The sequence below is a fragment of the Nonomuraea fuscirosea genome, assembly GCF_035917475.1.
GTDB classification, from domain to species: domain Bacteria; phylum Actinomycetota; class Actinomycetes; order Streptosporangiales; family Streptosporangiaceae; genus Nonomuraea; species Nonomuraea fuscirosea.
Genome location: NZ_CP109074.1, coordinates 7,760,491 through 7,780,736 on the forward strand (window position 1 = coordinate 7,760,491; position 20,246 = coordinate 7,780,736).

Genomic DNA, 20,246 nt, shown 5'->3' on the forward strand with positions numbered 1-20,246 from the left:
GAATGCCGACGCTCGGAAAGTCCTCGGTGTCTTGATTCTACCTCACGACTTCCGGAAACGTTCAATTCCGGAAGTAAACTGTTACGGTGACTTCCGGAAACAGGCCTGCAGAGTTCGCCGAACCGGCCGGAGCGGCTGCTGGAAACACGCGCCGGTCGCGGGCTCTTCCGCTGTCCGCCCCTCATGCCGCCGTCCTGGCCGACTACACCGCCGAGCTGGAGCACTCCCCACTGGCCGGCTCGACCAAGGCCAAATACGCCTCCCGCCTGCGCGGCTACCTCGCCTGGCTGTCCGGCCAGGCCGGCGACGGCGCCCTGGACGGCGACCCGCTCACCGACGCCGTCGCGGCCGCCGGCGCGGTGCGTGACTTCCGCCGCCATCTCAAGAGCAGCCGCCGCGCTCCCAATACCATCGACACCTACCTATCGGCCATCGACGACTTCTACGCCCGCCGCGGCCTCGGCAAGCCCCAGGCCCGCCGCGAACGCGACACCCGCCGCACCGCACCCCGCGCCCTGGACGCCCGGCGGGCGCACCGCTACATCCGCCACGTCCAGCTCACCGCGCCGCCGCGCGACAAGGCCATCGCCCTGCTGCCCTACCTCGCCGGCCTGCGCATCTCCGAAGTCGTCGGACTCGACCTGGCCGACGTACGTCTGTCGGCCCGAAAGGGCGAACTACGCATCCGCGGCGAGGGCCGCGACGCCGGCAAGGTCCGTCTGGTGCCCGTCCACGCGGACTTGCGCCAGGCACTAGCCGGCTGGCTGACGGCTCGCCCCGGCTGGAAGGGCGCCGACGCCCACAGCGCGGTGTTCCTCAACCATCGCGGCGGCCGCCTGAGCGACCGCGCCGCCCGCGACATCATCACCGGGTTCGGCGCTGCCGCCGACCTGAACGACGACCCCACCGAGCCCTTCAGCCCGCATGTCCTGCGGCACACCTTCGCCACCCAGCTCATCCGCGACGGCAAGGACCCCATCCTGGTGGCCGAACTCCTCGGCCACGGCTCGCTGGACACCACCCGTCGCTACGCCCAGCCCGCCGATGGCGACAAGGCAGCCGCCTTGGACGCCCTGATCACCGACCATTAGCCGAGATCAACCTTGAAAGGGCGTCAACGGTGTCGACCCATGCGGCCACGACCACATGGCCGCGGACTGTGACCGGGGCCCCTGGGGCGCCTCTTCCGCAGCGGAAGGCGGGTACGCGATGAAGGGTCCGCTGAAGCCGCTGGTGCTGCCGGATGTGCCGCCGATGCCGGTGCAGGTGTACAACCCAGCCCGGCTGGCGGCACTGGCCGCCACCGCGCTGATGAACACCGAACCGGCGCCGGACCTGGACAACCTGTGCGAGCTGGCGGCCTCTGCGGCCGGCACCCAGCAGGCTCTGGTGGTGCTGTTCGACGCCCGCCACGCGTTCTACAAGGCCGCGGCCGGCCGCGGCCCGCTGACACTCGGCCGGCGCAGCATCCCCCTGCATGCCGACGCCTGCCCGCTGCTGGCCGGCGCCTCCGGCCCGCTGGTCGCCGCCGACACCGCCCGCGACGCCCGCCTGGTCCACCTCCCGGACGTACGGGACGGGACGATGGGCGCCTGGGCGGGTTTCCCCCTGTATTCGGCCGACGGGCTGGTGCTGGGCGGCCTGTGCGTGCTCGACGAGCAGCCACATCCCTGGACCGGCCGCCAGCTCGGCACACTGACCAGGCTGGCCGCCGCGGCCAGCGACCTGATCGAGTTGCGCCGGCGGATGCACCAGGCTCAGGAACGCATCGACGCCCTGCGAAGCTCCGGAGCTGAAGCCGACCGGCTGGCCCGGTCGCTGCAGGACAACCTGCTACCGCCGATGATCACCCGGCCGCCCTGGCTCGACGCGGCCGCGCTGTATCTGCCCGCCGGCGACGGCGAGACGGTGGTCGGCGACTTCTACGACCTGTTCCCCACCCGGCAGCCGTGGTGGTGCGCGGCGCTGGGCGACGTGTGCGGCAAGGGACTGGAGGCGGCCAAGGTGACCGCGCTGGCCCGCTACACCGTACGTACCGAAGCCACCCAGCACTCCTCGCCGGCCACCGTGCTGACCCGGCTGAACGACGCACTGATCCGTCAGCACGTCAACGACCGCTTCCTGACCGCGGTCTGCGTGATGCTGCGCCCCGGTCCTGACGGCGGCGTACGCGGGCTGATCAGCCTGGGCGGCCACGCGCCCGCCCTGATCCGGCGCGCCGACGCGACCGTGGAAGAAGCGGGCCGGCCCGGCCTGCTGCTCGGCATCTTCGCCGACGCCCGCCTGCACGCCGAACCGGTGGAGCTGGCGCCGGGCGACGCACTGCTGCTCTACACCGACGGGGTGACCGAAGCACGCAGCCGCAGCGGGCACGCCCTCTGGGGGCTACCCGCGCTCAGCACGCTCCTGGCGGGCTGTGACGGCTTGAACGCCGAGCAGACGCTGGAGCGCATCATCACCGCTCTGAGCGGGCACGCCGGCGACTACCACAGCGACGACACCGCCCTGCTGCTCCTGCGCGTCCCCCACCACGGTGAGCGGCCACCATGACGACCGGCCGCACCGAACCGGATCCGGTGCTCATCACCTCCGGATGCGCGAGGGAACGGGACCCCGCTGACCAGAGAGAGGCGATGAGCACCGAGTTCCCTCTGGAATCCCTCCGAACTCGGACCCGCGGAACACCCGCGGACCGAACCTCTCGCGTACCCGAACGCACGCGGGCTCAGCGGGCGAACTCGGTCGCCCGTGACTCCCGGACCACCGTGATGCGGATCTGCCCGGGGTAGGTGAGCTCCTCCTCCACCTGCTTGGCCACATCCCGCGCGATCACCTGGGCCTGGATGTCGTCGATCGCGTCGGGCTTGACCATGACCCGGATCTCCCGGCCCGCCTGCATGGCGAACACCTTCTCCACGCCCTCGTACGACTGCGCGATCTCCTCCAGCCGCTCCAGCCGCTTGACGTAAGCCTCCAGGGACTCCCGCCGCGCGCCGGGACGGCTACCGCTGATCGCGTCGGCGGCCTGCGTGAGAACCGCTTCGACGGTACGCACCTCGACCTCGTTGTGGTGCGCCTCGATGGCGTGCACCACGTCCTCCTCCTCGCCGTACCGGCGGGCGATCTCCGCACCGATCAGCGCGTGACTGCCTTCGACCTCGTGCGTGAGGGCCTTGCCGATGTCGTGGAGCAGCGCGCAGCGCTTCATCAAGGTCTGGTTCATCTTCAGCTCGGCGGCCATGATCCCGGCGATGTGCGCGGACTCGATGAGGTGCTTGAGCACGTTCTGCCCGTACGAGGTGCGGTAACGCAACTGCCCGAGCAGCAGCGTCAGCTCGGGATGCATCTCGGTGATCCCCAGCTCGACGAGGGCGTCCTCACCGGCCCGCGCGCACAGGTCCTGCACTTCCTGGCGGCTGCGGTCGTGCGCCTCCTCGATGCGCTGCGGATGGATGCGGCCGTCCAGCACCAGCTTCTCCAGCGTCAGCCGCGCCGTCTCCCGTCTGACCGGGTCGAAGCACGACAGCAGCACCGCCTCCGGTGTGTCGTCGATGATCAGATTGACCCCGGTCGTGGACTCGAACGCGCGGATGTTGCGCCCTTCGCGCCCGATGATCCGGCCCTTCATCTCGTCACCGGGCAGGTGCAGCACGCTGACGACCGACTCGGCCGTCTGCTCCGCCGCCAGCCGCTGCACCGCCAGCGTCACGATCTTCGTGGCCCGCTTCTCGCCCTCTTTGCGGGCGGTGCCCTCGATCTCCCTGATGATCAGCGCGGCCTCGCGCTTGGCCTGGTTCTCGATCTCCTTGACCAGCTCGTTCTTGGCCTGCTCGCCGGTGAGCCCGGCCACCCGTTCCAGGATGACCCGCCGCTCGTCCTCGACCTGGAGCAGCTCTTCCCTGCGGTCGGCCAGCTCGACCTCGGTCTCGGCCAGCTTCCTGTCCCGCTCGGACTGCCGCCTGGCCTCCTCGTCCAGCCGCTGCTCCCGCTCGGCCAGCCTGGCCTCACGACGTTCGAGGTCGGAGCGGAGCTCCTTGAGCTCGGACTTGAGGATCCGGCTCTCCTCCTCGACCTCCCGCCGCATCTGCGCGGCGCTCTCGGCCGCCGCCTCCGACCTGCGCAGGATCTCCTCGGCGTCGGTCTCCGCCTTGTGCCGGATCTCCTGCGCCTCTTCACGCGCCTGTTCAAGCTCCTCGTGTACGACCTGCACCTGCTCGGCACTCGGCTTGCCGGCGCGGGGCTGACCGTCCGAAGTGCGCCTTATGACGACGAGGAGCGCCGCGATCATCCCGAACGCGAGCACGAGCACCGCCACCATCAGCACCACGACCAGCGGCCCCATGTACGCCCCGCCCTCCTCGCGTCGTCAAGAACTCATAACGCGGCCACAAAACGGGAGGGGTCACAGGCGCGCTGCGCAGAGCCCGGTCGGCGTCGTCACCAGTATCGATGTCAATCCAAGACTGACCGGGCGTCGACTGCTCCAGCCGACACCTCGTCCGCCTCGATCATCCAAGCTCGTTCGTCCGTCGTTCACCGGTATGGCAATCCGCGCTGCGCGGAGTAACTCCTCACTGCCGTCGAGGTTATGCGTCGAACAGGTCACGAGCAAGCAAACGCGTCATCAAGCGTGTCTTACAGGCCCGCATCTCCACATCCAGCCCGATATCCCCCATTGCCGCCCGAATAGCCCCCTATGCCCACCCCCTCCCACCCGCCCTCACCCAAACCCCACCACCCCCACCGCCCAAGGCACTCCCATTTTCCGGTACGGGGCCTCCAGCCACCGCCGTACGCCCCCGAACCGCTGAAAGAACGACGACCACCGAGGCGACAGGTCACCTCCCGCAGAACACCGCCTCTCCATCCGCTCCACCTGAATGGCCCACCTCGGCATGCCCGACGCGATCGCTACTCCACCACCGTCGGGAGGCAACCCCTCGGAGCCGCCTGTACGGGCCTGCAGAGGGCCCGCTCAGCACTCGAACCGCTACACCGAACAACCGAGCAGCGGGCGGGCCACCGAAAGCCGGAAGCGGGCAAGCAGAAGACTGGGAGAAGCCAAAAGCTCACAGCGGGAAGCGGGACGTGACCCGCGGGAAGCGGGAAGCGGGAAGCGGAGCCCCGACGCGGAAAGCCGGACCTCGAACCCAGACGCCGGGCCCCGGACACGGAACCCCAGACACCGGACGTGGAACGCCAGACGCCGAATGCCGGACCTCCGACGTGGGAAGCCGGACCCGGCCCCGGACGCCCGACGCCAGGCCCCGGACGCAGAACGTCGAACGCCGGTCTCCGGACGCGGAACGCCGGACGCCGGACGCCGGACGCCGAATACGAGAAACTGGACCCCGCCAGACCCCCGACGCGACACGCCTGACACGGGACACCGGACCCCTGCCCCGGACGCCCGACGCCGGGCCCGGACGTGGAACGCCGAACACGAGATGCTTGACCCGGACACGAGACGCCGGACATGAGACGCGGAGCGCCGGACCCCGAGCCGGGAAGCCGGACCTCGGACCCGGGACCGGACGCGGAACGCCGACCCCCGGGACGCCGGACGGCGAACACGAGAAGCCGGACCCGGACGCGGGAACACCGAAAGCCAGAAGCGGGACCCCGAAGGCGGAAGCGGGGACGTGGGACGGCTCGCGAGGAGAAGCCGGAAGCTCGAGTCGGGAAACCAGGAAGCAGGAATACCGAGATAAGTGGGAAGCCGGACGCCCGAAGCCGGAAGAAACCCACCGTGGAAGCGGAAGCAGTGGACAGCCGGAAGACTCAGGAGTCAGGGAAGTCTTCCTCCATCTCGATGCCTTCCTGCTCAAGCGCCTCCCGGATGACGCGGAAGGCCAGTCCTGAGGGATAGCCCTTGCGTGCGAGCATGCCGGCCAGCCGTCGCGTGCGTACCTGCGGGTCGAGGGATCGGGTGGAGGCGAGCTTGCGTTCGACCAGCCTCCGGGCCGTCTCCGCCTCCTGGTCGGGGTCCAGCCGCTCGACGGCTTCGTTCACCGTGTCGCTGTCGACACCCCGATGGCGCAGCTCGGCCGCCAGCGCGCGCTTGGCCAGCCCGCGGCCGTGATGCCGCGAATCAACCCAAGCCTCGGCGAAGGCCTCATCGTTGATCAGTCCCAGCTCGGAGAACCGGCTCAGCACCGCCTCAGCGGCCTCCTCCGGCACGTCCCGCTTACGCAACGCCTCGGCTAGCTGGGCACGGGTCTTGGGGGCCATGGTGAGCAGTCGCAGGCAGATGGCCCGGGCAACGGACTCCGGATCGGCATGCGCCTGTGTCCCGGCCGCACTCCCCTCATCCGGCCCATCAGGCAACCACCCCCGATTCCGGCCACCTTTCCCCTTCCGTCTGCTGCTCCGACGCCCGCCTCCACGAGCCCGCTGTTCATCCCCACCGTCATACGGCCAACCCTCACCACCGGACGATCCGCCTGCACCGCCGCGCCGCCCAGCTCCACCATCACCTGGCCCACCCTCTTGGGCATCCAGGCCGACGTCACCGCCGAAAAACGCGCTCCCACCGCCGTACGGCCGAGCATCGCTCCCGGGTGGACCGCTTTCACTGCCATACGGCCCGGCTTCGCCATCACCCGGTCCACCTACACGGGCATCCGGGCCGGCGTCACCGCTGCTGAACCCGCTTCCACCGGCAGACGGCCGCGCAGTGCCACCAGATAGCCCGCTTTCACCGCCGTACGGACCGACAGCACCATCGCCATCACCGTACGGACCAGCTTGATCTCCGCGCGGACCGCCTACGCCGCCGTACGGACCGCCGTCACCGTCACGGAATCCGCCCCCGCCGCCATTGGGCCAGGCATCAGCGCCGACCGTGCTGGCTCGGCCCCTACGCGGCCCGGTTTCGCCATCGTGGAAGCCGGCTTCGTCAGCGTGCGGTTCGGCTTCCGCGTTACTTGATCTGCCGGGGCGGCCGCGGGAGCGGCTCGACTTGGCGCGTCTTTCGTAAGCGTCGCCGAGCTGCTCTGTCCCCTCATCGGGATCGGGCTCTCCGGAGCTGCCGCCCCAGCGTCCAGTCTCTTCGCCAGACCATCCGGCCGTGTTCTCGGCATCGTCAGGTACGCGATCAGGCCAGCGGGACCTTTTTCCGGAACGTCCGGGCTTCCTGGCGGATCCGCCGGAGCGGCGTCCCTTGGCCGGCCACCCCGTACCGCCGTCGCTCTGTTCGGGCGCGAACCAGCTGCTTCCGGCCAGCACCTCGGAGTGCCAGTCGTCGGCGGTTCCTACCTTGGAGCGGGCTTCGGCGGACGGCTTATCGCCGCGTGCGGTCGGTGAGGCGTCCGGATGCGGCGGACCGTCCTGACCGCCCGCTCCGTCGCCGTCGGCCTCCACGGATGTGCTGGACGCCGAGGGCGTGCTCTCAGGAGCGTTGGGCGGGGTGGCCTGCCGGGTTGGGGGTTCTTCGATGGGATCGTCGGGCTGTGGTCGTGACGCCCCCGATCGAGTGAGGTCCGTCGCCGACGAAAGGTCCGTATCCGACGGAAGGTCTGGGTCTGGCGGAGCTACCGCGTCCGGCGGGGCGGCCGGGTCCGGCGGGGCGGCGGCGGAGGGTTCCGCCGCCTCGGCGGCGCGCAGGCGGATGCGTTGCTCGCGCCACTCGTCCACCGACGGCCAGCCGTCCGTGGCCGAACGGGCCAGGTCGCGCCTGTGTGACGAAGTGGGCTCGGGCGGGGCGCCCCGGTCTGGTGGAGGGGGCGCTTGCGAGCGATCCGTGCTGCTCATGCGTGATCGATCAGACGTCACCCGGCTTCGGGGTGGACTTCGAGCCCCGACCCGAAGGAGCGGCTGCGGCCGGAGCCGGAGCGGCGGCGGCCTCGGCGGGGGCGTCGAGACGCGGGCCCACGCCCAGCTTGTCCTTGATCTTCTTCTCGATCTCGTTGGCCATGTCGGGGTGGTTCTTCAGGAAGTTGCGGGCGTTCTCCTTGCCCTGGCCGAGCTGGTCGCCCTCGTAGGTGTACCAGGCGCCGGACTTGCGGACGAAGCCGTGCTCCACACCCATGTCGATGAGGCCGCCCTCGCGGGAGATGCCCACCCCATAGAGGATGTCGAAGTCGGCGACGCGGAAGGGCGGGGCCATCTTGTTCTTGACGACCTTGATCCTGGTGCGGTTGCCGACCGCCTCCGTGCCGTCCTTGAGGGTCTCGATGCGGCGGATGTCCATCCGGACCGAGGCGTAGAACTTCAGCGCCTTACCGCCGGTCGTCGTCTCAGGGCTGCCGAACATGACGCCGATCTTCTCGCGGAGCTGGTTGATGAAGATGGCGGTGGTGCCGGTGCTGCTGAGGGCGCCTGCGATCTTACGCAGCGCCTGGGACATGAGACGGGCCTGGAGACCGACGTGGCTGTCGCCCATCTCGCCCTCGATCTCGGCCTTGGGCACCAGGGCCGCCACCGAGTCGATGACGATGATGTCGACGGCGCCGGACCTGATCAGCATGTCGGCGATCTCGAGCGCCTGCTCACCCGTGTCGGGCTGGGAGACCAGCAGAGCGTCGGTGTCGACCCCGAGCTTCTTGGCGTATTCGGGGTCGAGGGCGTGCTCGGCGTCGATGAACGCCGCGATGCCGCCGGCCCGCTGGGCGTTGGCCACCGCGTGGAGGGCGATCGTGGTCTTACCCGAGGACTCAGGACCGTAGATCTCCACGATGCGGCCGCGCGGCAGGCCGCCGATGCCGAGGGCGACGTCAAGGGAGATCGACCCCGTGGGGATCACCTCGATGGGAGCTCGGGCGTCGTCGCCCAGTCTCATGACGGAGCCCTTGCCGAACTGCCGCTCGATCTGAGCGAGCGCGGTCTCGAGGGCCTTCTCGCGGTCGTTGATAGCCATGGAACTCCCCCTGGAGGGTCGTGGTCCGATCAGTCGAGTGAAAGCTACGGCCTGCCACCGACAATTTCTGCCGCAGTCGGGGAAGACGTGGCCCGGCTTTCCTATCGTAGCCGAACGGCTGTTCGATCTCAGCAGAAACACGCAGGTCGTCATTGATCATCAGGCCCCTGGAACCCCTTCGGCCCCTACGCATGATTCCGCCTCCCGCTGAGAAGCCAGCTGGGGAATCTGCCGGGGAGTCTGCTGGGGAATCTGCCGGAGGAACCGGTCGAGGAACTGTCGAGGGCCAGGGCTTGGACATAGGTCCGGGATGGGACGGGGGTGAATCTGTGGCTCGGGCTGTGGGGCGCAAACAGGTCGTGTGGAACGGGACTGCACGAGTCCGGGGCTTGGGTCGGAGCTGAAGCGGGGATCGGGCCGAGAGCTGGGGGGTTGAGGGCTGGGGGCCGAGGGCTGCGGCCTGCTGGCGGCGGCCGGGCTGAGGCTGAGGGCTCAGGGCTGAGCTGGGCGTGAAGGGGTCCTGAGGTGTGATGAAGCCGAGGCACAGGTTCAGAGCGAGACCGGAGCCGCGTTCGGAGTTGAGCTCAGAGCGAAGGGCGGCCGGCTGCGGATGACAGGGAGCGCAAGGGACGGAAAGCGGGGTGAGGGCGGGTGCGTGTCCGTGGAGGAACGGCACTCCGATGATGTACGCGGACGGTTGGACACCGCGTGTTGTCAGGCGCGATGAGCTGGGGAGACTCAGTGCAGGGCGACAGTTGGAGGCGGCACGTGGCGAGCGGCTTCACCGGGGAACGACGTGTCCATCTTGAGGCTCTCGCCGAACTGCTGCCCGCCTACGGCCTGGTCAGCCGGATGGTCGGCGCCGAGGATCCGGTGTTGTGGGTGTGGCACCCCCGCACCAGCCGCCAGACGATCGTCTTCGCCACCCCGTCGAACGACGGATGGCAGCTGTTGTGGTCGCCGGGCGGGCAGGGCGCCGCGGACGATCTGGAGCGTGCGGCCATCGCCCTTCGCCGGACACTCGCGGTGGACGAGCCGGACCACTCAGACAACCCAGACAACTCGGATCATCCAGACCATCCGGGCCGCTCCGGCTAGAGCGTCGCAGCCCTGCCGGTACGCGGCTCGACCGATATGTCCGCTGAATCAGGGCAATCACCCGCATCCGTTCAATCATCCGATCGGCGCGACGCCACCCACAGTCTGCGCAACCACCCTGGAGCGACTACAGCACCGACACGATCACCGCAGCTTGGACGACACGTCCTCCACCTGGCAGACCGCACGCCACACCGTCTTCGCGCTCTCCCCGTCGGCCAGCGCCTGCACCACGGTCCGTCCGCCCAGCGGCGCGATGACATAGTCGCGGGCCCACGACTCGGCGTACGTCTCGCCGAAGTGGGCGTTCATCCGTCTCCAGAACTCGGTCAGGCGCATGAACTCAAGTATGGAATCCCGGGAGGTGTGGGTAGGACATCCTCATGCCAAAGACCCCCAAGTCTTCACCCCCGAAGACAGCCAGAACCAAGGCCAACAGAGCCAGACGCCGCCGGTTACTGCGCGCGCTGCGCCAGACCGTACGTGAGGAGAAGGCGGAGCGCGCCGAGCGGCACGCGGGCATCAGACAGGCACCGCGTGCGGGCACACCGCGTACGCGCAGGGCGTCGCGGCGTTAGGTCACATCACCCGCGCGCCGTACATCTCACCGAGATGGTCGGCGAGCAGCTCCAGGCGGGCGCCGTCGGGGTCCTTGAAGTAGATGGAGGCGCCGCTCTCTATCTGGTGCGGCACGCCGGCCATCTCCAGCTTCCCGCGCAACCGCTCCCACGTGGCGGGGTCGACGGAGATCGCGATGTGGTGGAGCCCGCCGAGCACTTCCTGGTACGGCCCGAGGTCGAGGCCGGGGAAGTCGAAGAAGGCGAGCAGGTTGCCGTTGCCGATGTCGAAGAAGAAGTGGTTAGAGCCCTCGTAGTCGCGGTTTTCGATGATCTCCGTGAGCGGGAACTCCAGGAGTTCCTGGTAGAACTTGATGGTCCGTTCGACGTCGGAGGAGAGCAGGGCCATGTGGTGCAGACCACGCGCGCTGCTCGAGGGCCGGTGCGGTAACACGTAGCGCTCTCGTATGTCCGTACGGCGGGCTTCGATGGCCGCGTAATCGATGGTCACGGTCGCTGTATGTCCACGCGGGCGGCCCCTCAATCGCCCGGCGCCGGGCCAAATGGGTTTTCTGTCGGTGGCGCGAGGCAGGATGAGCTGGTGAGCTCGCTAGCCCAGTTCAGCCAGGTGACCAGGCAATGGTTCGCCGGAGCCTTCCAAGCTCCCACCGCCGCCCAGGAGGGGGCGTGGGAGTCGATCTCGCGTGGCGACAACACCCTCGTCGTCGCGCCCACCGGGTCGGGCAAGACGCTGGCCGCCTTCCTGTGGTCGCTCGACCGGCTGGCCGCCGAGCCTGATCCGGGCGACCAGGCGGGGCGGGCGGGCACGCGGGTGCTCTACGTGTCGCCGCTCAAGGCGCTGGCCGTCGACGTCGAGCGTAACCTGCGCGCGCCGCTGGCCGGGTTGAAGCAGACGGCGCGCAGGCTGGGGCTGCCGGTGCCGGAGATCTCGGTGGCGATCAGGTCGGGCGACACTCCGGCCGAAGACCGCAGACGGTTCGCGGCCAGGCCGTCCGACATCCTGATCACCACGCCGGAGTCGCTGTTCCTGCTGCTCACCAGCCAGGCGCGGGAGGCGCTGCGGGGTGTGCGGACGGTGATCGTGGACGAGGTGCACGCGGTCGCGGGCACCAAGCGCGGCGCTCACCTGGCCGTCACTCTCGAACGGCTCGACGCCCTGCTCGACAGCCCGGCGCAGCGGATCGGGCTGTCGGCGACCGTGCGGCCGGTGAGCGAGGTGGCCGCGTTCCTGGGCGGCACGCGACCGGCCACCGTGGTGCAGCCGCCGTCGGACAAGCGGATCGAGGTCGAGGTCGTCGTACCCGTCGAGGACATGACGGAGATGGAGGGGCGGCCGCGCGCGGAGCCGGCGGAGGAGGAGTTCGCGCCCGAGCCGGCCAACCGATCGATCTGGCCGCACGTCGAGGAGCGGCTGTTCGACCTGATCGAGGCGCACAGCTCCACGATCGTGTTCGCCAACTCGCGGCGGCTCGCCGAACGGCTGTGCACCCGGCTCAACGAGCTGGCCTACGAACGCGCGCACGGCGCCGCCACCGAGGCCGTCGACCTGTCGATCTGGGAGACGGACCCCTCCGCCGGACCGGGCCTGGACGCGGGCCCGACGGGCACCGACCCGAAGGACGGGGCCGGACCGGACGCTGAAAGCGGGGCCGGATCGAGGGCTGGGAGCGGGGCCGCGAACGCGGGAGACCGAGGGCCGCGGGAGCCGGGGCCGGGGCCGGTCAGGCGCATGCCCGCCGACATGATGGCGCAGGCCGGCTCCGGCGGCGGCGTCGTGACGGAGATCGTACGCGCTCACCACGGCTCGGTCTCCAAGGAGGAGCGGGCGCAGATCGAGGAGGCGCTGAAGTCGGGCCGGCTGCCGGCCGTGGTCGCCACCTCCAGCCTGGAGCTGGGCATCGACATGGGCGCGGTCGACCTGGTCGCCTGCGTGGAGGCGCCTCCGAGCGTGGCCAGCGGGCTGCAGCGCATCGGGCGGGCGGGTCACCAGGTGGGCGCGGTGTCCAGGGGGGTCATCTTCCCGAAATACCGCGGCGACCTGGTGCAGACGGCCGTGGTGGCCGAACGGATGAAGAGCGGGCTGATCGAGGAGCTGCGCTATCCGCGTAATCCGCTCGACGTGCTGGCCCAGCAGATCGTGGCGATGACCGCGCTCGACGAGTGGACGGTCGACGAGCTCGAAGAGGTGGTCAAGCGGGCCGCCCCCTACGCGACACTGCCGAGGAGCGCGCTTGAGGCCACCCTCGACATGCTGGCCGGGCGTTACCCGAGCGAGGAGTTCGCCGAGCTGCGCCCGCGCATCGTGTGGGACCGGGTGACCGGCACCCTGCAGGGCCGGCCGGGCGCGCAGCGGCTGGCGGTCACCAACGGCGGCACGATCCCCGACCGCGGCCTGTTCGGCGTCTTCCTGGTGGGCGAGCGGGCCTCCAGGGTGGGCGAGCTGGACGAGGAGATGGTCTACGAGTCGCGCGTCGGCGACGTGTTCGTGCTGGGCGCGACCTCCTGGCGGATCGAGGACATCACGGCCGACCGGGTGCTGGTCTCCCCCGCGCCGGGCCAGCCGGGCAAGCTGCCGTTCTGGCACGGCGACGCGCCGGGCCGGCCGGCCGAGCTGGGGCGGGCGATCGGGCAGTTCCTGCGCGAGCAGGCCAAACAGGATTCCACCGAACGGATGCGCGCCGCGGGGCTCGACGAGTTCGCCTCGGGCAACCTGCTGTCCTACCTCAAGGAGCAGCGCGAGGCGACCGGCTACGTGCCCGACGACCGCACCCTGCTGGTCGAACGCTTCCACGACGAGCTCGGCGACTGGCGGGTGGTGATCCACTCCCCCTACGGCGCGCGGGTGCACGCCCCGTGGGCGCTGGCGATCAACCGGCGGCTGCGCGAGCGCTACGGCATCGACGTGCAGGCCGTCCACTCCGACGACGGCATCGTGCTGCGCATCCCCGACACGCTGGCCGAGCCGCCGACCGACGTGGCGGCGTTCGACGCCGAGGAGATCGAGCAGATCGTCACCGAGGAGCTGGGCGGATCGGCCATGTTCGCCTCCCGGTTCAGGGAGTGCGCGGGCCGGGCGCTGCTGCTGCCGCGCCGCACCCCGGGCCGGCGCAGCCCGCTGTGGCAGCAGCGGCAGCGGGCCGCCCACCTGCTGGGCGTGGCCTCTCAGTACGCCTCGTTCCCGATCGTGCTGGAGACGATGCGCGAGTGCCTGCAGGACGTCTTCGACGTGCCTGGTCTGGTGCGGCTCATGCGCGACATCGCCGCCCGCCGGGTGCGGCTGGTGGAGGTGGAGACCTCGCAGGCCTCGCCGTTCGCCGCCTCGCTGCTGTTCCACTACGTAGGCGCGTTCATGTACGAGGGAGACGCGCCCCTGGCCGAACGCCGGGCGCAGGCCCTGGCGCTGGACACCACGCTGCTGGCCGAGCTGCTCGGCCAGGCCGACCTGCGCGAGCTGCTCGACCCCGACGTGATCTCCGACAGCGAACGCGAGCTGGCCAGGCTCGACCGGCCGCTGCGCGACCTGGAGGATCTCGCCGACCTGCTGCGCTCGCACGGGCCGCTGCTCGCGCCCGACGTGAGCGTGCGCGGCGGCGATCCGGCCTGGCTGGAGCAGCTCGAACGGGCCCGGCGGGCGATCAGGGTGCGCATCGCGGGCGAGGAGCAGTGGGCGGCCATCGAGGACACGGCGCGCATGCGTGACGCGCTGGGCGTGCCGCCGCCCGTGGGGGTGCCGCACGCCTTCCTGGAGCCGGTGCCCGATCCGCTGGCCGACCTCGTCGCCCGGCACGCCCGTACGCGCGGGCCCTTCCACGCCGACACGGCGGCCGCCAGGTTCGGGCTCGGCGTGGCTGTGGTGAGCGACGCGCTGCGGCGGCTGGCCGCGACGGGGCGGGTCGTCAATGGCGAGTTCCGGCCTGGCGGGCGCGGCGAGGAGTGGTGCGACGCGGGCGTGCTGCGGATGTTGCGCCGCAGGTCGCTGGCCAGGCTGCGCAAGGAGGTCGAGCCAGTCGCCCCCGAGACGCTCGCGCTGTTCCTGCCCGCCTGGCACGGCGTCACCGGCTCCGGCACGGGGAGCGGTGGCGGCGGGCCGCGCGGTGCGGCGATCGGCGCGGCCCGGGCCATGGACGCGCTCGTCCGCGCCGTCGAACAACTCCAGGGAGCGGCCGTCCCCGCCTCGGCGCTGGAGACCCTGGTGCTGCCGTCCCGGGTGCCCGGCTACCATCCGGCCCTGCTCGACGAGCTGACCTCGGCGGGCGACGTGATGTGGACGGGTCAGGGCTCGCTGCCCGGCGGTGACGGATGGGTGTCGCTCTACTTCGCCGACACGGCGCCGCTGCTGATGCCCGAACCCGCCGAGATCACCATGACGCCGGTGCACGAGCAGGTGCTGGAGCTGCTCGGCGGGGGTGGGGCGCTGTTCTTCCGCGGGATCTCCGACCAGCTCGGCTCGCTGGACGACACGACGCTGGTGTCCGCGCTGTGGGACCTGGTGTGGGCCGGGCGGATCTCCGGCGACACCCTCGCACCGCTGCGCGCCACGCTCGGCACCGGGCGTCCCGCGCACCGACCGGCCACGACGCGGCGGCGCCGGGCCGTGCTGCCCAGCCGGAGCGGCCCGCCCACGGTGGCCGGCCGCTGGTGGTTGCTGCCCTCCCCCGCCGACGACGCCACCCAGCGCGCCCACGCCCAGGCCGAGGTGCTGCTCGAACGGCACGGCGTGGTGACGCGGGGCTCGGTGGCGTCGGAGCGGCTGCCCGGCGGGTTCACGCCCGTCTACCAGGTGCTGCGGGCGTACGAGGAGAGCGGGCGGTGCCGGCGGGGCTACTTCGTCGAGGGGCTCGGCGGCGCGCAGTTCGCGTTGCCGGGAGCGGTCGACCGTATGCGCGCCATGGCCCCCGGCATCGCCCCAGGCTCTCCACCGGGCGGATCGACTGGCTGGGGAGCGGGTGAGGCTGGGGGCGAGACGACTGGGGGGACTGCGGGCGGACCCGCCAGCGGAGCGGCCGGCTGGGGAGCCGGTGAGGTTGCGGGCGAGGCGACCGGTGGGATGACTGGTCAGGCCCCTGGTGAGGCGGTGTTCGGTGGTCCGCGTGCTGGTCGGGGGGACGTGGGTGGAGGGCGGCCTGGGGCTGGGCGGTCCGACGGCGGGCGGCGGGCCGTGGTGCTGGCGTCCGCGGATCCGGCCAGCCCGTACGGGGCCGCGCTTCCCTGGCCGCAGCGTCCCGGCGACGCCGGGCACAAACCGGGCAGAAAGGCGGGCGCGCTCGTCGTGCTGGTGGACGGTCATCTGGTGCTCTACGTGGAACGCGGCGGCAAAACCCTGCTGTCGTTCACCGATGGTGACCGGTTGCAGCCGGCGGTGGACGCGCTGGCCCTGGCCGTACGTGACGGGGCGCTGGGCAAGCTGACGGTGGAGCGGGCCGACGGCGGCTCCATCGTCGACTCACCCCTTGCAGCGGCACTGGAGGCGGCCGGCTTCCATCCGACGCCACGCGGGCTGCGGCTGCGGGCCTGAGCGAAGGGGCGGCGCAGGGTGGTGGGCGGCGCAGGGTGGTGGGCGGCGCCAGTGGTGGTGGGCGCCGTCCAGTGGCGGTGGGCGCCGTCCAGTGGCGGTGGGCGCCGTCCAGTGGCGGTGGGCGGCGTCCAGTGCCGCGCTCGCCCTGGCTGAGGCATTCGCCGCCGAACCTGCGGACCAGCGCGTATCCGCCTCGACGGCGTGACTTCTCGGACCTGATCGTCTCGATGGTTGATTGCTCTTCCAAAAATTTGAATGACCGTTTAAAGTTTTGGATGTGCAGCCAGAAAGTCGCACATTCATTGAAGAGGCCCGCCGGGCCCAGATCATCGCGTGTGCCATCGAGGTGATCGCCGAGCACGGCTACGCCAACGCCACCATGGCCAGGATCGCCAAGCAGGCGAAGATCAGCAGCGGCGTGATCTCGTACCACTTCGGCGGGAAGGACCCGCTCATCCAGGCCGTCGTCGCGGAGGTGGCCAAGCTGGCCACCGACCTGATGCTCCCGCGCATCCTGGCACAGCCCTCCGCGACGGAGGCGCTGCGCGCGTACATCGAGGGCAACCTCGAGTTCATGCGGCTGCACCGCAAGCCCCTCCTGGCGCTGGTGGAGATCGTCACGCACGCCCAAGGCGGGGAGAGCGACCCGGGGCCGTACGCCGAGCAGGCCGAGGTGGCCATCACCGACCTGGAGAAGATCCTGGACTGGGGCCGGCAGGCCGGCGAGTTCCGCGACTTCCACCAGCGGACCATGGCCATCGCCATCCGGGGAGCCATCGACGCCGTGCCGGGGCGTCTCTTTCACGACCCCGACTTCGACCTCGACCTGCTCACCCGTGAGCTGGTCGCCACCTTCACCATCGCGACCAGGAGACAACCATGACAGCGGCCTTGGAGATCAAGGGCTTAGCCAAGACCTTCGGCGACAAAACCGCCGTGGACCACGTCGATCTGACCGTCCCTCAGGGTTCCTTCTACGGCCTGGTCGGGCAGAACGGCGCGGGCAAGACGACCACGCTGTCCATGGCGGTCGGCCTGCTGCGGCCCGACTCGGGAGCGGCGTGGATCTTCGGCTCGGACGTCTGGTCCAACCCGGGGAAGGCCAAGCAGCTCGTCGGCGTGCTGCCGGACGGCCTGGCGATGCCGGAGCGGCTCACCGGGCGTGAGGTGCTCACCTATCTCGGCCTGCTGCGCGGGCTGAGCAAGGAGGTGGTGGCCGAGCGGGTCGAGGAGCTGCTGTCGGTGCTGGAGCTGGACAGCGCGGAGAAGACGCTCGTCATCGAGTACTCCACGGGTATGCGCAAGAAGATCGCTCTGGCCACGGCACTGTTGCACGCGCCGAAGTTGCTGGTGCTGGACGAGCCGTTCGAGGCGGTGGACCCGGTCTCGGCGGCGACGATCAAGACGATCCTGCGCGGCTTCGTGGCAGGCGGCGGCTCGATCGTGCTGTCCAGCCACGTGATGGCGCTGGTGGAGCAGCTCTGCGACCACGTGGGCGTGATCGACAAGGGCCGGGTGGCGGCGGCCGGCCCGCTGGACGAGGTACGCGGCACGGCCACGCTCGAGGACAGGTTCGTGGAACTGGTCGGCTCCGGCACCACCGCGACCAAGGGGCTGTCATGGCTGTAGCCGTCACCATGGCCCGGATGAAGCTCGCGATCCTGCGCCATTCGCTGAAGGGCGACAAGGGCACCATGATGGCCTCGGGCGGCACGCTCGGCCTGGTGCTCGCGGCGGGCACGATCTACCTGGCCTTCCTGGAGGGCGACTGGCTGGCCGCCGCGCTCGCGGTGTGGATGCTGGGCTGGATCATCGGCCCTGTCTTCTCCGGCGGCGGTGACGAGACGCTGCGCCCGGAGTTCTTCTCCCTGATGGGGCTGCCTCCGTGGCGGCTGGCGGCCGCGCTGCTGGTGTCGGCGTTCGTGGGCGTGGCCCCGGTGGTCGGCCTGATCGCGCTGGCCGGTCTTGTCGTCGCGGCCACGTCACCGGTGAACGCGCTCGTGGCGGTGCCGGCGATGGTGTTGCAGCTGGCGGTGTTCGTGCTGCTATCGAAGGTGGCGGTGGCGCTGCTGGGCATCGCGCTGCGTTCGCGGGCGGGGGCGATCGGCGCGGGCCTGCTCAACGGTGTGGTGCTGGCCTTCCTGGGCCAGGCGTGGGTGTTCGCGGTGGCGTTCGGGCAGGGCGCGCAGATCCCGGAGTTCGTCCGCTACCTGCCGTCCGGCTGGGGGCTGCTCGCCGTCCAGGGCGACTATCTGGGGCTGGCCGCGATGGTCGTGCTCATCGCGCTGCTGCTGGCGACGTGGGCGGGGCTGCTGACCCGCCGGGCGGGCGCGAACCGGCCCTCGACCCGCGGCCGGCGGCCGATGCGGGCCCGCAACGGCCGGGAGGCGGTGGTGGCCAAGGAGCTGCGCACCTGGTCGCGGGACCTGGTGCGCAACCACCAGCTCACGTTCGCGCTCGCCTACGGGGTGTTCTTCGCGAGCGCGCCGCTCGTGCTGGGCTGGACGGACATGCTGCCGTGGGCGGCCCCGATCTTCATCGTCATGGCGGCCGCGATGACCTCCAACCTGTACGGCACCGACGGCACCTCCCTCTGGCTCGCCCTGATGACGCCGGGTTCGTCCGACGTGCGAGGCAGGCAACTGGCCTGGCTGGTGACGGTGGGCCCGGTGGCGGTGCTGGTGGCGGTGGCGTGCACGCTGATCACCGGTGGCCCGTGGGCGGTGATCCTGACGGCCACGGCCGCGCTGCTCGGCGGCGGCGCGGGGCTGGTGCCGCTCATCTCGGTGTACGCGCTGGTGCCCAGCACCGACCCGCAGAAACGGGGCGGCAACCCGCTGCGCACGAGCGAGGAGGACGGCGCCCTGACCGGGCTGGCGTACCTGGCGATGGTGCTCGTGGCCCTGACCGGCGCGCCGGCCATCGCCGTCGCGACACTGTACGGCTGGTGGGGTGTCGCGGCCGGGCTGGCCACCGGCGCGCTGTGCTACTGGGGCCTGGGCCTGCTGGCGGATCGGCGGCTGACGGCCCGGGGGCCGGAGCTGCTGCACCTCATGCGTACGGGACGCAGGCCGGAGAGCCCCAAGCCGTCCGCGTTCAAGCTGCCCGACATGCCGGCGTCGCATCGGACGATCGTGATGATCTGCTGGGTCCTGGGCGCGATCCCGCTGTTCCCGCAGGGCGTCGTGGCGGCGGTCATGGTCTCCAACGGGCAGCTCCGGCATTCCTGGTTCCTGGCCACGTACATGGAGCCCGGGTTGCGCTGGCCGGTGGCGCTCGGTTTCGTCCTGCTCGGCCTGACCATGTACGGCACGGGCCTGTGGCTCCCGCACCGGGCGAAGAAGAAGGCGGCGGCCGGGTAAGGACCAGCGCATGCGGCTACGGGAATCGGGGAGTTCGACGGTCTCGGGGAGGCGGCCAGGGAGGTGACGGACGCCGACCGGCACCCCGGCGCAGCGCGGCCGACCTCCTGTATACGATGAGGCCGATATGACTGATTTCACGCTGGGCGCGGCCCACCGGACCTTGCGCGACGAGGTCACCGCGGAGCTGCGCCGCCGCATTCTCGCCGGCGAGCTCGCCCAGGGTGAGAGGCTGGTCGAGGATCGGCTGGCCGCCGCGCTCGGCGTCTCCCGCAACCCGGTGCGCGAGTCCATCAGGGTGCTGGCCGCCGAGGGTTTCATCCAGGTCGTCCCCCGGATCGGCGCCACGGTCGCGCGGCTGTCGGCGGAGGAGGGTGAGGAGCTCTTCGACGTGCGCATGGCGGTCGAGGGGCTGGCGGCCCGGCTGGCAGCGCGCAAGCGGGGGTCGGCCTCGGCCGTACGGCTGCGGCAGGTGCTCGACCAGGCCAAGGAGGCGGTGGAGAGCGGCCGGCTGGAAGAGGTGGCCGACTTGAACACCGCGTTCCACCTGGCGGTGGGTGAGGCGGCGGGGAACTCGTACCTCGCCCTGATGATGAAGCCGATGCTCCAGCGCGCGCAGTGGATCTTCAGTCAGACGGCCGCCGTCCGGGGCCCGCACTCCTGGCAGGAGCACCTGAGCCTGTGGGAGGCGATCGAGGCGGGCGACGAGGACGAAGCGCAGGCCAGGGCGGTCGCGCACGTCGCGGCGGCCCGGCGGTCGTTCCTGACCGCGACCCGCGGGCCAAAACCGGCAAACGATTAGGAAACACTCATATAACGACATAGGGTTACGAAAC

Annotated in this window: 13 protein-coding genes; 8 read left to right on the forward strand and 5 right to left on the reverse strand. The window is 70.8% G+C overall.

Features of this window, described 5'->3' with window-relative positions; all coding sequences use genetic code 11:
• The first annotated feature begins 86 nt into the window (after nucleotides 1–86).
• Complete coding sequence (locus OIE67_RS35265; protein WP_326628646.1) at nucleotides 87–1,091, forward strand: tyrosine-type recombinase/integrase; 1,005 nt, start codon at nucleotides 87–89, stop codon at nucleotides 1,089–1,091.
• Between the two features lie 118 nt (nucleotides 1,092–1,209).
• Complete coding sequence (locus OIE67_RS35270) at nucleotides 1,210–2,550, forward strand: PP2C family protein-serine/threonine phosphatase (protein WP_326628648.1); 1,341 nt, start codon at nucleotides 1,210–1,212, stop codon at nucleotides 2,548–2,550.
• A 175-nt stretch (nucleotides 2,551–2,725) separates the two neighbouring features.
• Here OIE67_RS35270 and rny read toward each other — a convergent pair whose 3' ends face one another.
• From rny to recA, 3 genes are all read right to left on the reverse strand, one after another.
• Nucleotides 2,726–4,342, reverse strand: a complete 1,617-nt coding sequence (gene rny / locus OIE67_RS35275; protein ID WP_106235316.1) for a ribonuclease Y — start codon at nucleotides 4,340–4,342, stop codon at nucleotides 2,726–2,728.
• A gap of 1,439 nt (nucleotides 4,343–5,781) precedes the next feature.
• Nucleotides 5,782–6,501: a recombination regulator RecX gene (gene recX, locus OIE67_RS35280; RefSeq protein ID WP_326645550.1), complete on the reverse strand. Its 720-nt coding sequence runs from the start codon at nucleotides 6,499–6,501 to the stop codon at nucleotides 5,782–5,784.
• Between the two features lie 1,261 nt (nucleotides 6,502–7,762).
• Nucleotides 7,763–8,857, reverse strand: coding sequence for a recombinase RecA (gene recA, locus OIE67_RS35285; RefSeq protein ID WP_326628650.1), 1,095 nt, complete (start codon nucleotides 8,855–8,857; stop codon nucleotides 7,763–7,765).
• A gap of 741 nt (nucleotides 8,858–9,598) precedes the next feature.
• Here recA and OIE67_RS35290 point away from each other — a divergent pair.
• Nucleotides 9,599–9,955, forward strand: coding sequence for a hypothetical protein (locus tag OIE67_RS35290; protein WP_326628652.1), 357 nt, complete (start codon nucleotides 9,599–9,601; stop codon nucleotides 9,953–9,955).
• A gap of 144 nt (nucleotides 9,956–10,099) precedes the next feature.
• Here the strand turns inward: OIE67_RS35290 and OIE67_RS35295 are convergent, their stop codons facing one another.
• Together OIE67_RS35295 and OIE67_RS35300 are read right to left on the reverse strand one after the other, a co-directional pair.
• Nucleotides 10,100–10,294 carry a DUF3046 domain-containing protein gene (locus OIE67_RS35295; protein WP_106235310.1) on the reverse strand — a complete coding sequence of 65 codons (195 nt, stop codon included), beginning with the start codon at nucleotides 10,292–10,294 and terminating at the stop codon, nucleotides 10,100–10,102.
• Between the two features lie 240 nt (nucleotides 10,295–10,534).
• Entirely contained in the window at nucleotides 10,535–11,023 is a 489-nt protein-coding gene (locus tag OIE67_RS35300) for a VOC family protein (RefSeq protein WP_106235308.1), read from the reverse strand.
• An 87-nt stretch (nucleotides 11,024–11,110) separates the two neighbouring features.
• On the opposite strand from OIE67_RS35300, the gene OIE67_RS35305 reads away from it, so the two are divergent.
• The 5 genes from OIE67_RS35305 (at nucleotide 11,111) to OIE67_RS35325 (ending at nucleotide 20,212) form a co-directional block, all read left to right on the forward strand.
• A complete protein-coding gene (locus tag OIE67_RS35305) occupies nucleotides 11,111–16,048 on the forward strand; it encodes an Lhr family helicase (RefSeq protein WP_407674920.1) in 4,938 nt (1,645 codons plus the stop codon).
• A gap of 277 nt (nucleotides 16,049–16,325) precedes the next feature.
• A complete protein-coding gene (locus tag OIE67_RS35310; protein WP_326628660.1) occupies nucleotides 16,326–16,931 on the forward strand; it encodes a TetR/AcrR family transcriptional regulator in 606 nt (201 codons plus the stop codon).
• Nucleotides 16,928–17,677 carry an ABC transporter ATP-binding protein gene (locus tag OIE67_RS35315; protein WP_326628662.1) on the forward strand — a complete coding sequence of 250 codons (750 nt, stop codon included), beginning with the start codon at nucleotides 16,928–16,930 and terminating at the stop codon, nucleotides 17,675–17,677. Before OIE67_RS35310 ends, OIE67_RS35315 begins: the two co-directional genes overlap by 4 nt.
• Complete coding sequence (locus OIE67_RS35320) at nucleotides 17,668–19,410, forward strand: hypothetical protein (RefSeq protein ID WP_326628664.1); 1,743 nt, start codon at nucleotides 17,668–17,670, stop codon at nucleotides 19,408–19,410. The genes OIE67_RS35315 and OIE67_RS35320 overlap by 10 nt, the downstream gene beginning before the upstream one ends.
• 127 nt (nucleotides 19,411–19,537) lie before the next feature.
• A complete protein-coding gene (locus OIE67_RS35325) occupies nucleotides 19,538–20,212 on the forward strand; it encodes a GntR family transcriptional regulator (RefSeq protein ID WP_326628666.1) in 675 nt (224 codons plus the stop codon).
• Nucleotides 20,213–20,246: the final 34 nt, after the last annotated feature.

Excerpts from the sequence above, each read along its gene's own strand:
- OIE67_RS35270 (WP_326628648.1), top strand. The coding sequence starts at position 1,210 with ATGAAGGGTCCGCTGAAGCCGCTGGTGCTGCCGGATGTGCCGCCGATG.
- rny (WP_106235316.1), bottom strand. The coding sequence starts at position 4,342 with ATGGGGCCGCTGGTCGTGGTGCTGATGGTGGCGGTGCTCGTGCTCGCG.
- recA (WP_326628650.1), bottom strand. The coding sequence starts at position 8,857 with ATGGCTATCAACGACCGCGAGAAGGCCCTCGAGACCGCGCTCGCTCAG.
- OIE67_RS35295 (WP_106235310.1), bottom strand. The coding sequence starts at position 10,294 with ATGCGCCTGACCGAGTTCTGGAGACGGATGAACGCCCACTTCGGCGAG.
- OIE67_RS35315 (WP_326628662.1), top strand. The coding sequence starts at position 16,928 with ATGACAGCGGCCTTGGAGATCAAGGGCTTAGCCAAGACCTTCGGCGAC.
- OIE67_RS35320 (WP_326628664.1), top strand. The coding sequence starts at position 17,668 with ATGGCTGTAGCCGTCACCATGGCCCGGATGAAGCTCGCGATCCTGCGC.
- OIE67_RS35325 (WP_326628666.1), top strand. The coding sequence starts at position 19,538 with ATGACTGATTTCACGCTGGGCGCGGCCCACCGGACCTTGCGCGACGAG.